Annotated in this window: 11 protein-coding genes and 2 tRNA genes; 3 read left to right on the top strand and 10 right to left on the bottom strand. The window is 37.3% G+C overall.

Annotated elements, in window-relative coordinates; genetic code table 11:
* The first annotated feature begins 130 nt into the window (after positions 1–130).
* Complete coding sequence (locus EPA86_RS10745) at positions 131–1,420, top strand: acetyl-CoA hydrolase/transferase family protein (RefSeq protein WP_140603444.1); 1,290 nt, start codon at positions 131–133, stop codon at positions 1,418–1,420.
* Positions 1,421–1,528: 108 nt separating this feature from the next.
* Here the strand turns inward: EPA86_RS10745 and EPA86_RS10740 are convergent, their stop codons facing one another.
* The 3 genes from EPA86_RS10740 to EPA86_RS10730 all read right to left on the bottom strand — a co-directional run bounded on the left by EPA86_RS10740 (position 1,529) and on the right by EPA86_RS10730 (position 5,803).
* Positions 1,529–2,749 carry a pyridoxal phosphate-dependent aminotransferase gene (locus tag EPA86_RS10740; RefSeq protein WP_140603443.1) on the bottom strand — a complete coding sequence of 407 codons (1,221 nt, stop codon included), beginning with the start codon at positions 2,747–2,749 and terminating at the stop codon, positions 1,529–1,531.
* A 211-nt stretch (positions 2,750–2,960) separates the two neighbouring features.
* On the bottom strand, positions 2,961–4,661 hold the full coding sequence (locus tag EPA86_RS10735; RefSeq protein WP_140603442.1) for a proline--tRNA ligase: 1,701 nt from the start codon (positions 4,659–4,661) through the stop codon (positions 2,961–2,963).
* A 143-nt stretch (positions 4,662–4,804) separates the two neighbouring features.
* Complete coding sequence (locus tag EPA86_RS10730; RefSeq protein WP_140603441.1) at positions 4,805–5,803, bottom strand: ion channel; 999 nt, start codon at positions 5,801–5,803, stop codon at positions 4,805–4,807.
* Positions 5,804–5,870: 67 nt separating this feature from the next.
* On the opposite strand from EPA86_RS10730, the gene EPA86_RS10725 reads away from it, so the two are divergent.
* Complete coding sequence (locus tag EPA86_RS10725) at positions 5,871–6,356, top strand: GNAT family N-acetyltransferase (protein ID WP_140603440.1); 486 nt, start codon at positions 5,871–5,873, stop codon at positions 6,354–6,356.
* An 11-nt stretch (positions 6,357–6,367) separates the two neighbouring features.
* Here the strand turns inward: EPA86_RS10725 and EPA86_RS10720 are convergent, their stop codons facing one another.
* The 5 genes from EPA86_RS10720 to EPA86_RS10700 all read right to left on the bottom strand — a co-directional run bounded on the left by EPA86_RS10720 (position 6,368) and on the right by EPA86_RS10700 (position 10,048).
* The gene (locus EPA86_RS10720) at positions 6,368–6,754 is read right to left on the bottom strand and encodes an RNA-binding S4 domain-containing protein (protein WP_140603439.1); all 387 of its coding nucleotides are present in this window, start codon (positions 6,752–6,754) and stop codon (positions 6,368–6,370) included.
* Between the two features lie 127 nt (positions 6,755–6,881).
* The gene (locus EPA86_RS10715; protein WP_140603438.1) at positions 6,882–8,111 is read right to left on the bottom strand and encodes a sensor histidine kinase; all 1,230 of its coding nucleotides are present in this window, start codon (positions 8,109–8,111) and stop codon (positions 6,882–6,884) included.
* Entirely contained in the window at positions 8,108–8,818 is a 711-nt protein-coding gene (locus EPA86_RS10710; RefSeq protein WP_170309631.1) for a response regulator transcription factor, read from the bottom strand. The genes EPA86_RS10715 and EPA86_RS10710 overlap by 4 nt, the downstream gene beginning before the upstream one ends.
* Positions 8,815–9,204: a DUF3019 domain-containing protein gene (locus tag EPA86_RS10705; RefSeq protein WP_140603436.1), complete on the bottom strand. Its 390-nt coding sequence runs from the start codon at positions 9,202–9,204 to the stop codon at positions 8,815–8,817. Before EPA86_RS10705 ends, EPA86_RS10710 begins: the two co-directional genes overlap by 4 nt.
* A gap of 1 nt (position 9,205) precedes the next feature.
* Complete coding sequence (locus EPA86_RS10700) at positions 9,206–10,048, bottom strand: MipA/OmpV family protein (RefSeq protein WP_140603435.1); 843 nt, start codon at positions 10,046–10,048, stop codon at positions 9,206–9,208.
* A gap of 224 nt (positions 10,049–10,272) precedes the next feature.
* Here EPA86_RS10700 and EPA86_RS18460 point away from each other — a divergent pair, with 224 nt between their 5' ends.
* On the top strand, positions 10,273–15,348 hold the full coding sequence (locus EPA86_RS18460) for a S8 family serine peptidase (RefSeq protein WP_281284879.1): 5,076 nt from the start codon (positions 10,273–10,275) through the stop codon (positions 15,346–15,348).
* A 261-nt stretch (positions 15,349–15,609) separates the two neighbouring features.
* Here EPA86_RS18460 and EPA86_RS10690 read toward each other — a convergent pair.
* Positions 15,610–15,685, bottom strand: a tRNA-Val gene (locus EPA86_RS10690).
* A 66-nt stretch (positions 15,686–15,751) separates the two neighbouring features.
* Positions 15,752–15,827, bottom strand: a tRNA-Val gene (locus tag EPA86_RS10685).
* Positions 15,828–15,841: the final 14 nt, after the last annotated feature.

The raw sequence follows: 15,841 nt of genomic DNA, 5'->3' as shown, positions 1-15,841 counted from the left end.
AAAAAGCGACAATATTGTCGCTTTTTTTATAGTTAAAATTCTCATGCCGTAGCGATTATTGATGTATATCAGAAGTACCTGACTAAAGATTAATTACACTATCCAAGGTAATTTTATTTTGGAAAATGTTATGTCAGTGAACATATGCAAAACCGCTTTAGAAGCAATATCTACTATTGAAGATAATGAATACATCTGGACTCACTCAATGGCGGCTACGCCGAGAGTCTTATTCTCAGCATTAGCAACACATGCTAAAACGCGTAAGAACTTAACCTTAATGCAGTTGCATACAGAAAGAGGAGAAGTATTGGCTGACGAATCGCTAACTTCTCACCTGAGGCATCGTTGTTACTTCACTAGTACATCAACGCGTCCTTTAATTGCACAAGGTAAGGCTGATTACGTACCTATATTTTTGTCTGAATTACCTAAATTATTTAGGTCGAAAGAGCAAGCTATAGATACAGCTATTATTCAAGTTTCTCCTCCTGATAAACATGGTATGTGTACTATGGGGGTGTCTGTTGAAGCAACCAATGCGGCCTGTCAAATGGCAAAGAAAATTATTGCCCATATTAACCCCAGAATGCCTAGAACCCATGGTGATGCCTTTATTTCTTACGATAGATTTCATAGTGTTTATTGGCAAGAAGATGAGTTACCACAACACCCTAAGGCTAAGTTAGATGATGTAACTCAAGCGATTGGAGAAAATGTAGCAGCATTAATAGATGATGGTGATTGTTTGCAAATGGGGATAGGAGCTATTCCTGATGCAGTATTGGCTTGTTTAAAAAATAGAAAAGACTTAGGTATTCATACTGAGATGTTCTCAGATGGTGTGCTTGAGTTAATAGAAGCCGGTGCCATTACCAACAAATTAAAGAAAGTTCACCCAGGTAAAATCGTCACAGGCTTTGCTGCTGGTACTCAAAAGCTCTATGATTTTGTTGATGATAATCCTCAAGTCGCTTTTTTAGACATTGAATATGTTAATGATACTTCAATTATTCGTCGTAATGATAATGTCGCTGCAATTAATAGTGCGCTACAGGTTGATATAACGGGACAAGTTTGTGCAGATTCAATCGGTACTTCAATTTATTCAGGTGTTGGCGGTCAAATGGATTTTATCCGTGGTGCTAATCTATCAAAAGGAGGAAAAGCTGTGATTGCTTTACCTTCAACGGCTAAACGCGGCCAACTATCAAGGATAGTTCCTACCCTTGATAGTGGGGCAGGTGTAGTAACAACGAGAGCGCATGTTCACTATATTGTGACTGAGTATGGCGTTGCTAATTTGCGAGGAAAAAGCCTAAAAGAAAGGGCTGAGGCACTGATTGCTATCGCGCATCCAGACTTTAGAGAAGAGTTATCAGCACAAGCGAATCAACTTTGGCATATTAACTCCCAATAGTTAATTTTGGTTATCTTTAATCCAATTAAAAAAACGATTAACTTATGTTAATCGTTTTTATTCTTAAAGAGTGCTTTTCGATAAAACTCTTACTGATAACTCTGTTTATTAGTTAACTTGTTTATAGGTTTCAAAAAAGTTTTTCAATCGCTCAAGGGCAGGGACCAGCTCATCTACATGAGGTAAAAAGACCAATCTGAAATAGTTACTGTCTTTGATATTAAAGGCACGACCATGTACAAGCAGTATTTTTTCTTGTTTAAGTAAATCTAATATCATTTTTTCATCATCAGTGATATTAAATTTCGCATTATCAACTTTTACAAATAAGTAAAGCGCGCCCATTGCTGGATGACAAGATAACCCGTCAATATCATTGATCATTTTTGCTGCGATATTACGCTGTTTTAGTAGACGACCATCACCTGTGATCAGCTCATTGATGCTTTGGTAGCCACCTAAAGCGGTTTGAATCGCGTGTTGGCATGGCACGTTAGCACAGAGTCGCATAGAAGAGAGAATGTTTAAGCCCTCTAAATAATCTTCAGCGTGTATTTTGGGGCCTGAAACGACCATCCAGCCAGCTCTAAAGCCTGCAATACGGTAGTTTTTAGATAAACCACCCATTGTTAGAATTAAAACATCTTGCGCCAAACTTGCTGTAGGAATATGAGTGGCTTCATCGTATAAAATCTTGTCATAAATCTCATCACTAAAGATTATTAAGTTATGTTTACGAGCTAGTTCGATAATACCAAGTAATATTTCTTCTGGATAAACAGCGCCCGTAGGATTATTTGGATTAATCAATACAATGGCTTTAGTTTTTTTAGTTATTTTGGCGGCCATATCTTCTAAATTAGGGTACCAAAAGTTTTCATCATCACAGTGATAATGAACAGGAGTACCGCCAGACAATGCAACTGATGCAGTCCAAAGCGGGTAATCAGGAGCTGGTATTAATACTTCATCATCATTATTTAACAGTGCCTGCATTGCCATAACAATTAGTTCACTGACGCCATTTCCAATATAGATATCGTCAACGCTCACATCTTTAATGTTTTGCTGTTGAAAGTACTGCATAACAGCAACACGAGCGGAATAAATGCCTTGAGACTCTGAATAACCTTGCGAGCTAGGCAAGTTATGTATAACGTCTTTTAAAATGTCATCAGGTGCTTCAAAACCAAACGGGGCAGGGTTGCCAATATTCAATTTAAGAATTTTATGGCCTTCATCTTCAAGACGACGGGCTTCTGCTGCTATTTGACCTCTAATATCATAACAAACCTTGTTTAATTTAGATGATTTTGTAATAGCTTTCATGAGATTGGCACTTCTTTAATATATGAATTTATGGGTGATTATTGACTCCATTGTTGCCAATTTTCTTCATGATTGAAACTGTTTATTTGTTTTTTTTAAATGAAAAATAATATAAATATGAAACATTTAGCTATAAAGGAAGATATACAATATTAAAACAATAAAAAAGGGCCCTGTAGGCCCTTTCTAGCAATGAGGAACGACGTGACAATTAGTTAGAAAACAAAGCCTTAACATCTTCAATGGCAATTAAAGTCTTTTCGCCAGTAATACGGTTTTTAAGTTCGACCTTTTTCTCATCTAAGTTACGCTCGCCAACAATTAATAATAGAGGCGTGCCCATGAGTTCATGATCTGCAAACATAACACCAGGACGCTCTTTTCTATCATCAAACAATACTTCAACGCCGTCTTGTAGTAATTGCTCATATAATGATTCGGCAGTCTCTTTTACACGAGCAGACTTTGCCATATTCATTGGTACGATAGCTGCTTGAAATGGTGCGATAGCTTTTGGCCATTTAATACCGTATTTATCATGGTTTTGTTCAATGGCAGCAGCAACAATTCGAGAAACACCAATACCATAACATCCCATAGTTAATGTTTGGTTTTTGCCACCTTCATTTAATACTGCACAATTCATCGCTTCAGCATATTTTTGGCCTAATTGGAAAATATGACCGACTTCAATACCGCGCTTAATCACAATGTTGCCCTTACCACATGGGCTTGGGTCGCCTTCAACTACGTTACGAATATCAGCTACTGTAATATCTCCGCAGTCACGCTGCCAGTTAACGCCTGTGTACGAACGGTTATTCTCATTAGCGCCACAGGTAAAATCACTCAAGTGTGCAGCACTGCGATCAACTATAACTTCAACAGATAAGCCTTTAGGGCCTAATGAAGTGCTATGACAGTTAACAAGAGCAGATATTTGTTCTTCTGTAGCAAGTGTTAATGGCGAAGCAACGCTTGGTAGATTCTCCGCTTTTACTTCATTAAGTTGATGATCACCACGTAGTACTAGAGCGACAAATTTTTCTGATTCGTCATCGGTAGCAGTACCCTGTACTAATAAGGTTTTTACACTGGCATTTAACGGCGTATCAGTAGTTTTAATTAAACGCTCAAGTTTTAACTCAACTAATTCAATATCTTTGGAGGGCTCTTCACGTTCACCACTTGGTGCAAGGGCTTCAGCCTTTTCTACATTGGCAGCGAAATCACTGGCATCACTAAAAGCAATATCGTCTTCACCTGAATCAGCTAAAACATGGAACTCATGAGAAGCATCGCCACCGATAGAACCAGTATCAGCAATAACTGGGCGGTAATCTAAACCTAGTCTATCAAAAATTCGACAATAGGCATCGAACATTTTTTGATAGGTTTTCTCTAAACATTCATGCTCTAAATGGAAAGTGTACGCATCTTTCATTAAGAATTCACGGCCACGCATTACGCCAAATCGAGGGCGTATTTCATCACGGAATTTAGTTTGAATCTGAAAGACATTTAATGGTAACTGCTTATAACTGCTTAGTTCATTTGCTACTAATTTAGTGATAACTTCTTCGTGAGTTGGCCCTAAAACAAAATCACGGTTGTGGCGATCGTTTAAGCGTAACAACTCTGGACCATAGTCATTTAAACGGCCTGATTCTTCCCATAAGTCTGCAGGTTGAACCATAGGCATCAATACTTCATTTGAACCAGCTCTTTGCATTTCTTCACGAACAATGTTTTCAACTTTTTTAAGTACTTTTAAACCCGTTGGTAACCAAGTGTATAAACCAGAAGCAACATTTCTCACTAAACCAGCACGCAGCATTAACTGATGGCTGATTACTTCTGCACTGGCAGGTGTTTCTTTTAAAGTAGACAGTAAATATTGGCTAGTACGCATTGAACAAAAATTCCGTAATATGGCAGTAATAATAATGGCGCTATTCTATCAGGGCTTAGTATTTAGCAGAAGAGCATAATTAAAGATATTTCAAAAAGAATCTTTATGATGAATATTAATTGAGCGTGAGAAATCGTTCCAAACTACCTTGTCATTTTCTTAACAAAAACAACGACGAATAAGGCGATAGTAAAACTACCAGTAAAAGCTTCCATAGCTGCTATTGCTCGAGATAAACCAACTGGCGTGAAATCACCGTAACCTAAGGTAGTAAAGGTGACAACTGAGTAATAAAGAGAAGAGAAAAAAAACTGTATGTTTTGCTGCAAACTTTGCTCGCTGCTAATAGTTTGAACGGTATCTTGATAATTTAACCCTGTAAATGAATATAAAATCGCACAAACAATAATAATAATGACAGATAAGCCTATGATTCTTAAAGGTGCTTCACCGTAACCGCAAAATATATCTACCATTTTAGAAAGTAATCTAGCGATGCTGTATCTGGGAAGTTGTAATCGTCTCATGGTTAATTCTTTTTGAATAAAGAAGCCTGAAAGACTAAAGATACCTTCGTGCTCGGCATGCTTTCTTAAATCACGGTAAATCTCTTCTGCTTGTTCTAAATAATCAATAGATGCAGCCATGTCTTTGTTTATTTGAGCATTTTTAGCATCGTATTCTTGTTTTAGTTTAGAGCCGATTTTGACATTTTCAAATTTACTACCAGACCATTTAACGCCTAGCATGTTAGTTTTCTCTAGGTTGGCACAGTTAAGGTTAGAGTCCCTTAAATCTGCTTTCATAACACTGGCATTCATTAAATTGATATTGAATAAATGACCACTTTTTAAGTTGGCATGATAAAAATCTGCATGAGAAAAGTCATAGCCTTGTTTATGACCGTGATTAACTAAATCTATACCTTCGAGTTGGGCTTTACTTAACTTTATGCCACGAAGCATACCACCACTTTTTGCGTGCAACTCTAATTTGCCTTTCACGTCGGGTGTTGATTTGTCTGTGTTTTTATCATGCCAAAAACAATAACCTGAACTATTGGCTGCTTCCTTACAACAATATGATGAATGATCCGTATTATTAGGGTCTTTATATTGGCAAGTGTGCTTTTTATCAGTCATTTTTAGAGTATAGTGTGCCTTATAAAAAATTGTAAAACCCACCTATATTTTGTTTGAAGGAACTTCAATGACGATTACGTTAATTCATGCTGATTATGATAATGAGCAACACGCTTCAGATTTAGTGATGTTATTAAATGCTTATGCTTTAGATCCCATGGGAGGAGGTGAACCACTTTCAGAGCATGTAAAGCAAAACTTAGTAGCAAGTTTAGCGAAACGCTCAGATGTCTTTACTGTGTTATGTTATGTAGATGACAAGCCCGCTGGAATCATCAATTGTGTAGAAGGCTTTTCAACATTCAAATGTAAGCCCTTAATAAATATACACGATTGCGGTGTTTTATCTGAATATAGAGGCATGGGAATAAGTGGCCTTTTATTTGATGAAGTTGAAAAAATTGCCAAGCAAAAGGGATGTTGTAAATTAACTTTAGAAGTTCTCGAAGGGAATATAGTTGCTCAAAACGCTTATAAAAAGCTCGGCTTTGCGGGCTACGAGCTTGATGAAAAAATGGGGAAAGCTATGTTTTGGGAGAAAAAACTTTCATAATTAATAACTCATTAAAATGAAATAGGCCTTCTTTTTCGAGCAGTATTCGCACTGTCGTCTTTTGTAGCGTTTGAATGCTTATTTCGTTTATTCTCAGGCTTAGCCTCTGTCATTGCTTGTTTAAGAGGTGCTGGCTCTGCCTCTTCATTGATTTCTTGCTCAATTGCTAAGTTTTCATTCACTTGTATATGCAATAAAGTCCCATTAAATTCAATAATATCTTGATGGTATATTTTCTTTCTTTTTTGATACTCTACTTCACCATTAAGAAACACGTAGCCTTCACTAATTACTACTTTGGCTTCACCGCCGCCTGATACAAGATCTGCAATTTTAAGTAATTTGTATAACTCTATGGGTTGTTGATCTAATTCTATGATCAATTCTTGGTCTGACATAAAAAGGACATAAATGCATTTAAAGTATTTTTTAATTTTATCATTTTTTTATTCGAAGCTAAATAGTCAGCTAGCGAGCAAAATCTTGTTATTTATATAAATAAAATTCCTTATAATTGTAAAAAATTCAGTGTTCTTTTTGTGTTGGAATAAAGAGAGAGACACAAGCCCCATTGAGTAAAACAGACTGACTAATACTCACATTACCGCCGTGCCACTCAAGAATCACGTTAACAAAAGCTAAGCCAATACCGTAACCAGAGCTAACTATTTTTGAAGGTTTTCCACGCTCATAAAGTCCTGTTAATCGCTCTTGTTCTTCAGGTTTTATGCCCATACCGTCATCTTCTATGCGGATTTCTATCTGTTCTCTATTGCAAGTAACTGTAATAACTACCTGATTTTCAGCATATTTAATGGCGTTTGAAATCACGTTTTGTATAGCACGTTGTAAGAACTTTTCATCGTGATTAATATTGAGTTCATTTTTAATATTTAACTTAATAGCTATAGAAGTTGTACTTTGAATTCTATCTACAAGCTTTTTAAGCCATGGTTGCATATTGCCTTGTTTGATTTCTAACTGATGATGACATTCTTCAATTCTCGCTAATTCAATAAAGTCATCAGTAAGTGAATCTATTTCATCTAATTCAGTTTCAATCTTGGCTTTATTGGCTTCTAAATTTTCTGGTGTAGTCATCGCTAAAAGAAAGTTTATTCTTGAAATAGGAGTTCTTATGTCATGAGAAATTGAGCTTGCCAGAAAACGCTGTAAACTGAGAAACCTGATGATTTGTCTCGACATACTTTCAACACTAATGGCAAGGGGGGATATGATTGAGTTTGATCTTACTTTACTTTTAATTTTAATTCGTTTTTTTGAAAAAATATTGGTTAAATCAATCAGTTCGATGATGTCTCTGAATATAGGGTATAGCCATACGAATAAAAATACTGCAAAGAAACCGTAAAATGCGATACTCAGCGAAATGTACACAATGCTATCGTCATTGTCTATTAAAAAGGGCCCTAACTCTATTACTTGTTTAGGCTGCTCTTTCATTAACCAGTAATAGAAAATCTCTTGATTCACATTACTTAAAGATATGATATCGCCATTTTTGAGTTTTGTTGTTAGGTCATCAGGCCATGCTAGTTTTTCTATTGGAATAAATCGCGTATTAGAAAGCTCTAAACCTCGATTTGTTTCAATTTCAACCATATCTTGTAGTGCTTCAACACTAATAGTTGGGTTATTTTCTTCATTTTGATCTATGAATTTTTCAGTAAAATAGCCTATTAGGAATAAGCTAGCTAAAATAACAAAGAATAGCCGTAAAAATTGTGATTTCATTGTGGAGGTAACCCTCTGCTGGCAAAAGTGTACCCCTTTCGCCAAATTGTTTTTATTTCATAAGGGTTGTCTTCAATGGCATTAAACTTTTTGCGTAAACGGCTAACTCTTGCATCAATGACTCTATCTTGCCCGTCATACTGCCTTCCAATAACCTCAAGAAAAAGGTCATCTCGACTTAGGGTTTTATTCATCTTAGCAATAAATAACCATAAGAGATCAAGTTCGTCCGAAGTGAGCGGGATAGGCTTTGAATTAACTGATAATAATCGAGCATCTTTATCAATAGTTAAGTTCTCTAGCTTTATGCAATTTGAGGTTATGTCTGATTTATTTCGTTCATTTGTTCTTAATGCTGCTTTTATGCGAGCTAATAATAGAGGTGGCTTGACAGGTTTATTGATGTAATCATCTGCACCGATGCTAAGTCCCTGTATATGATCAGCATCATCTTTTCTGGCTGTAAGAAAAACAAAAGGCCCATTGTAACGTTTACGAGATAACTCGCATAATTCAAAGCCATTCATTTCGGGTAAGTTAATATCACAAATAATGATATCAATGTTTAAACTTTGAGCTTTATCTAGAAATGCGTTGGCAGAATTAAAAACTGTCACTTTATACTGATTTTGTTCAAGAAAATTCTGAGTCAAGTCCGCAAGCATAATATCATCTTCGATGATTATTATGTGTTTTTCATTGCTCATCGTAAAATACTCCATGCGTGTCGTTGTCGTTTCCTCGTTTTATGTTCTTGCATTAAAACGTTCATCTTGGCCGTAGCGATAATTTTGTTAGAAGTAAGAGAAGTTAAATATACTTTGATGGGCTGATTTACACTTATTGCAATAACTTTGCTTTGTTCTAGGCTTTGTCTAAAACAATATGCTTTGTCTTGAGACTCTATATTTATACAAACATTTTGTGGTTTGATTAACTTCCAGGATATTTCAAGGGATGTTTTACACCATCCTTCTTTTGCCATACAGCTTTCAGGCGATATTGACAATAAGGGGTCATCAGCTTTTACTTTATTTATTTGGCTAAAATATAAAGCTATTGTGGAGATGAGTATCGTCAATAATAGCTTCATATTAGTTTGAGCCGTATTGAGCAGTTATTCCAAGAAAGAAAAATTGCGTATGCGTATCTTCTACAATTGGACTGATAGTCATGTTTGAGTCAAGCCACTCGTAATAGTAGCTTGCAGTTAGAAAGAAGTTATCATTTAGGCGATATGATGCTGTTGCTGACGCCGAAAAATTGATGGTTGATTTTACATTGAAATCCACATAGGAAGTTCCATCTTCTGGCCGTAAGCCATAATAATAATTAGTTAAATCGCTATTTTTATATTCAATTCCAACTCCTGCTTGCCATTGCCAATTATTTCGTTGTAAAAAATATTGTGCGCTTGTTGATAAGCTATAACCATAGTGTACCCCTGTTATATCGTGGTAAGCGCCAGCTGTCAGCATGAAATTTTCATTGAGAAAGTAGTTTGCACCTAGTCCAGCCATATAGGAGTATTTCCTATCAACCTCATCAACAGATACTGATTCATCGGGCTCTTCAAACCAGCCAGGACCGAGCATATCTGAAATGATGATGCTATCAAATTTAGACTCGTTAAAATAAAGACCGTCATTATTAAACTTTCCCTTTAGGGTCAGCATCCAGTCTGCATTTTCCTCTAATACATAACCGACTTCTGTGTTTTCTATATAGAATTTTTCACCATAATAATAAAAAGAAGGTAATACGCTAACATTACGATCTTTGCCATCATGCAAAGGGTTTGAGTATTTACCAAATCCAACGGCTATACCAGCAGCCCAGCTGTCTTCTTTGACACAGTCAGAGTCACACGCATGTACGGAGTGAACGTACAGGCTTATCAAAGCAATAAATAGAAAACAGTAAAACTTCTGAAACATTTTTAGAAACAACCTAACGTGATATTACACAAACATACAAATGATCACAGATTACTTATCATACCGCTCTCTAAGTGTTAATACACCCCCTCATACAAATTCGTACATTTTCATGTCTGCACTCAAACAATTTAGCACACGAATTGAGCTGAACCTGACTGTTTTCTATGTTTTATTTTAAATGTCTGAAGAATTTTCAGTCCAAACAATTTGGGAGTTATCCAATGAAGATTAAAACTATAGTTATAGCAATGTCGTCGGCATTTTGTGCCGCCGGTATTGCGGCAAGTGCCAATGACCATGGCTATGCTGCTAATGAAACTCAGTTTCAGCCTAAATCAATTGATATGATGAAGCTGTACGAAGTTCAAAAAGAAGCAGCGCAAAATGCAGGTAATAATTTTCTTTCACCACTGCGCCAAGGTGATAAGAGGAATATGCAGCTCACCCCGAAAGATTACACAACAAAAATAGCAAAAGAAAAAGAATTAACGGGTAAACATACATATATTGTTCGATTAATTGATCAACCAATCGCAACCTATGACGGCAGTATTAAGGGACTTAAAGCAACAAGAGCGAGTTTAAATAATAATGTTAAGTTGTTTAATGGTGCTAAACCGGTAGGTAATACTGAATCAGCAATTAATGCGTATGAACAACATTTGTTGAATAAACAAGACAAATTTGTGCAAAAAGCACAAGGTAAAGGGGTAAATGCTGATGTAAAACGTCAATTTACTAATGCGATTAATGCAGTAACAATGGATTTAACACAAGCTGAAGCTCTGCGTTTAGCTGAGTTATCAGAAGTTGCTTATATTCAACGTTCGATGAATTATGAACTGCATACGGATGTTGGCCCTGAGCATATCGGTGCTGGTGGTGTTTGGGATGGTACTGGTATTGTTAGCGGTGGGAAATACAAGGGTGAGAACATGCTTGTTGGTATCATTGATACCGGTATTAATACCCAGCATCCATCATTTGCAGCTACCGATGAAGATGGTTATACCCACACCAACCCATTAGGTGCTGGTAACTATTTGGGGGATTGTGCATTAGAAGAATATGCAGAGCGTTGTAATGATAAACTTATTGGGGTCTATACTCATGAAACAGTAACTGACACCTTTTTCTCAGTACCTGAAAACTCGTGGGAAGATCCCGTTCGATTAATGCCTGAGTTTGGTGAAGATTGGAATGGTCATGGCTCACATGTTGCCAGTACAGTTGCAGGTAACGTTCAATATGACGTTGATGATTTATTGCCTGATTTAATTGGTGATGGTCATGGCAAGCCTATCGGCGTTAAAATGCCAAAAGCATCAGGTGTAGCACCTAGGGCAAACATCATCTCTTATCAAGTATGTATGCCAACGGGGGGGTGTAGTGGTGAAGCAATGTTGTTTGCCATTGACCAAGCGATAAAAGATGGTGTTGATGTTATCAATATGTCTATTGGTGGTAGTGAAAATTTCCCATGGGATGATGCGTTTGAAATGGCCTTTCTATCGGCTCGTGAGGCTGGTGTTGCAGTAGCTCTTTCTGCTGGTAACTCAGGTGCTTCTCGAGGGACAGATTCAACTTATACCGTTGATCATACTTCTCCTTGGGTATTGAACGTTGCAGCAACTACGCATGCACGTTCTATTAATATAGCAGGCAAAACCTTAACTGGCTTTTCTGGTGGCGATGAATCTAAAACCCCAACCACCTTTGAAGGTGCTGGAATCTCAGGTTCCTTTACGGGAGAATTTGTATTAGGTGCAGATTTTGGTGATGCGCGTTGTAACGAACCATTTGCTCCTGGTACTTTCACAGAAACACAAATTGTTGTGTGTGAACGTGGCGATATTGCTCGTTTTGAAAAAGCAGTTAATGTTCAAGCCGGTGGTGCTGGTGCTTTTGTACTTTACAATACCTCTGTTGAAGGTGATCAAATTAATGATGATCCGTATGTGATTCCTGGTATTCATATTACTCGTGATCAATGGGAAGGACCAAGCTGGAAAATTAAGGCATTAAAACCTTGGTTGGCCTCAGGCTCAGACCATATGGGTACAATTACAGCTTCACAAGTAACACGTGATATTAATGAAGAAGATGCCGACTGGTTAGCTTCGTTTTCATCTCGTGGCCCTTCGCAAACAGTAGAAGAACTTTTCTCGCCGGGGATTGCTGCTCCAGGTGTAGATATTTTTGCTGCATGGACAGAAGAAAACCCATTTGAAGCGGTTTCTGATACCCGTGATTGGAATCGCATTAGCGGTACTTCAATGGCAAGTCCTCATGTTGCCGGTGCTATGACGTTAGTACGTCAAGCACATCCGGAGTGGACTGCATCTCAAGTACAGTCTGCATTACAAATGTCTGCTGATTCCAAAGCCATTAAAATGGAACACCCATATTATAACGAAGTGGTTGTTGCTGGCCCATATCGCGCTGGTCATGGCTTAGTTAATGTTGCAAGAGCCATTGATTCTGGTTTAATTATGGATGAGACCGAGGAGAACTTTAAACGTGCTAATCCACATAATGGTGGACGAGTTCGTGACTTAAACTTACCTCAGTTAATCAATATGGATTGTGGTCGTCAATGTAGTTGGACACGTACCGTTACAGCGACTCAAGATGGCACTTGGTCTGTTAATGTTGAAAAACTTCAGCAAGCTCATTTAGATTATGAATGGTCTTTAGACCCGTCTGCTCAAGTTTCTGTTATGCCAAGCACTTTTTCTTTAAAAGCGGGTGAATCTAAAACATTAACTATCACCAGTAACTTTGAAGAAATTGATATGGCATGGTATGACGGCACTATTCATGCTGATCAAGGTGAGATTCAGTTCATCTCTGAAAATGAATCTACACCTATGGCTATTTGGCCTTATTCATCGCTATTTAAAGGTAAAACCTTACCAAATACGGTAAACATTGATGCAACTGATGATAATGCCAGTACATTTATTGCGAATATTCCATTTGGAGTACCTACCGGAGCAATTAGTGCTGTTGCCTTTGCACCAGTTGAGTTAACGAATACTGAAATGGTTATTCCTCGTATGGGGTTTGGCGTTCAAGTGTTCAATAATGAAGGTTACTTCAATGTAGTAGATGATGTTGATGCAGGTATTGTCGTTCATGATTTCTTAAAAGTTATTCCTGTAACTGTACCTGAAAATTCAGCAATATTAAGAGCTGAGCTAGGTGCAGTAATTGATACAACAAGTAATAATGATTTAGGTACAAATTCATACATTAATGCTGATATCTACGTTGTTAGAGATTACAACAGCGATGGTAAATTTCATTACACTGAAGCAATTTGTGCTTCTGCACTGCCTCAAACAACGGAAGGGGAGTTTTGTTCAATTGAAAACCCTGAAGCAGGGGAGTATTCAATTATTGTACACAATAACTTGTTATACCCGTTTGACAGTGTTGATACACTTTCTGTAAATCATGTAGTCGTACCAAAAGAAGTTAGTTCTGACTTTAGTTTCGATTTTGCACAGTCTGCAGATGATGAATTAACATCGGATATGACTATTAGCTGGAATAGTACATTAGAGCAAAATACTGTATATCACTCAGCTATTGCTGTACAAGCTGCGGATAATGCACAAGGCTCATTAACATTTATTCCAATGACGATAAAGCGGGGTGCTAATACCGTATCTATTAATGCATCTCAAACGAATGCTTTAGTTGGTGATATTGTTGACATGCGAGTTGTTGTTCAAGCTAACAAGTCAGGCGATGACAGAACAGTAGACTTAACCGCTGAATTATCTAGTGGTTTATCAATCGTGCCTGGTTCAATGAATGAAGTTGAAGGATTAGTATTAACTGACAATGGTTTTACTATCAATAAAGAGCAAGTGAATTCAGCTGATTGGGCAACGAATTATGTTGTAACAACTAATGAAAATGATGCAATGTGTAAAACGCCTTGGACAGAATATTTACCTGAAACAGAAGGGAATTATGTTGATCTACGTAATTATGGACTTCAACCTTCATGGGGATCTTTCTTTGAAGTAAATGAGTGGGGCTGGGGCAACTGGGTTCATGAGTTGCAGATTCCTATCATTACAGATACTGGCAGCAACTTGACGCCATTTGATAATGAAGCTTACTTTAAAACTAACCAAATGGTAATGAGTTCAAGAGGCTGGGTGCAGTTAGATATAGGTAACTATAACCCTTGGGATATTATGCCTCAGCAAATTCATCTTGAATTACCAAGTACTGGCTATACAACACCACCTGATTACTTGTTTGCTTCTTTATGGAATGCAGAGCAGGATATGAACTGGAATCAAAGCCTTACGCTAGCAAAATTAGAGCGTAACAGCTGGGATGCAGAGCAAGAAAGTGGCGTTACCTTAGCTTATTTAGGTGATTATGTTGTGCTTGAGTGGGACAATGCAAAAACTCATGATAAAGGCACTGACATGAACTGGAATACTACCTTTGATGAGCGTGATGATAGTTATGATCATCAAATGTTTATGCGCAGCAATACCTCAAACATTCCGGGCGAATATGAAGTTATTATGGCTTATGACAATGTAGACTTTGGTAGCCAAGAAGGTTCAGGTTCTATTGGTTTACGTGGGTATAACGGCCCTCGCGCAGGAATGTGGCCATTAAATGGTCATACTGGTGTTTCTTTAGCTTATAACAACCTTAAAGATGTTATTAAATCTGGTTTAGTAGTTTGTTACGATATTGTTAGCCCTGAATCAACAAGCATTACGGTAAACTTTAAAGCACGGGTAACAAAAGCTGCAATTTCAACAAGCCAAATGTTAAATATTAGTGGCGCTATTGATGGTGTATCTGATGCAAGTGCTGTAACTAATATCTCAGTAGCATCAAACATTAATATTGATACTATTAATGACCAAGTGATTGATGAAAATACATCAACAGACGTAAGTGTTTATTACACTGATGCTGATGGTGGTGTTTCAGCGAATAATATCAGTGTAACAGGTGATAACTTTACGGCAGAAGTAAGTGATAATGCCTCTGGTTCAGCTATTACCATTACACCTGATGCTGATTGGCATGGTGAAACCATGGTAACAGTAACGGTTACTGATAAAGTGTTTAGCAATGATGTTGCTTCAACTAGCTTTATGCTGACCGTTAACTCTGATGGTGTGGAGCCTGTTCCAACTCCAACTCCAACTCCAACTCCTGATCCAGAACCTAAGAAATCTAGTGGTTCAATGTCTTGGCTAATATTGTCATTGTGTTCATTATTAATCTTTAGACGTAAACTTTCATAGTCTAGTTAGACTAAGATAGTAACTTAAAGGCCTGAAGCTTTTGTTTCAGGCTTTTTTTATCTGTTTTATCTGATTAGTTTACAGTATAAATGAGCTTTGGTTAGTAATAAAAATTATGACTAACTTAATTGTGTTAAACGATAGAGGACTTGAGCAATACACTGGCACGTGTTTTAAAGAGTAGAAAGTGTTTTTCACACCAACTTACATGGGCATCGTTAAATTAAATGATGTATTAGAGTTAATTGAAATAAATTAAGATGGTGGACGATACTGGGCTTGAACCAGTGACCCCCGCCTTGTAAGGGCGGTGCTCTCCCAACTGAGCTAATCGTCCATTTTGAGTTTTAATTCTTTATGGCAAAGAATTGTCACTTTATCGTTCAGTTTTGCATGAATAAAGTGGTGGACGATACTGGGCTTGAACCAGTGACCCCCGCCTTGTAAGGGCGGTGCTCTCCCAACTGAGCTAATCGTCCATTTTGAGTTTTAA

This window comes from Litorilituus lipolyticus (assembly GCF_006439335.1).
Lineage (GTDB): Bacteria > Pseudomonadota > Gammaproteobacteria > Enterobacterales > Alteromonadaceae > Colwellia > Colwellia lipolytica.
Note: the sequence above shows the minus strand (reverse complement) of the source record. Positions and strands in the feature narration are given on the sequence as shown.

Coding starts and splice junctions, on each gene's coding strand:
- EPA86_RS10745 (WP_140603444.1), top strand. CDS start 131: ATGTCAGTGAACATATGCAAAACCGCTTTAGAAGCAATATCTACTATT.
- EPA86_RS10740 (WP_140603443.1), bottom strand. CDS start 2,749: ATGAAAGCTATTACAAAATCATCTAAATTAAACAAGGTTTGTTATGAT.
- EPA86_RS10735 (WP_140603442.1), bottom strand. CDS start 4,661: ATGCGTACTAGCCAATATTTACTGTCTACTTTAAAAGAAACACCTGCC.
- EPA86_RS10730 (WP_140603441.1), bottom strand. CDS start 5,803: ATGACTGATAAAAAGCACACTTGCCAATATAAAGACCCTAATAATACG.
- EPA86_RS10725 (WP_140603440.1), top strand. CDS start 5,871: ATGACGATTACGTTAATTCATGCTGATTATGATAATGAGCAACACGCT.
- EPA86_RS10720 (WP_140603439.1), bottom strand. CDS start 6,754: ATGTCAGACCAAGAATTGATCATAGAATTAGATCAACAACCCATAGAG.
- EPA86_RS10715 (WP_140603438.1), bottom strand. CDS start 8,111: ATGAAATCACAATTTTTACGGCTATTCTTTGTTATTTTAGCTAGCTTA.
- EPA86_RS10710 (WP_170309631.1), bottom strand. CDS start 8,818: ATGAGCAATGAAAAACACATAATAATCATCGAAGATGATATTATGCTT.
- EPA86_RS10705 (WP_140603436.1), bottom strand. CDS start 9,204: ATGAAGCTATTATTGACGATACTCATCTCCACAATAGCTTTATATTTT.
- EPA86_RS10700 (WP_140603435.1), bottom strand. CDS start 10,048: ATGTTTCAGAAGTTTTACTGTTTTCTATTTATTGCTTTGATAAGCCTG.
- EPA86_RS18460 (WP_281284879.1), top strand. CDS start 10,273: ATGAAGATTAAAACTATAGTTATAGCAATGTCGTCGGCATTTTGTGCC.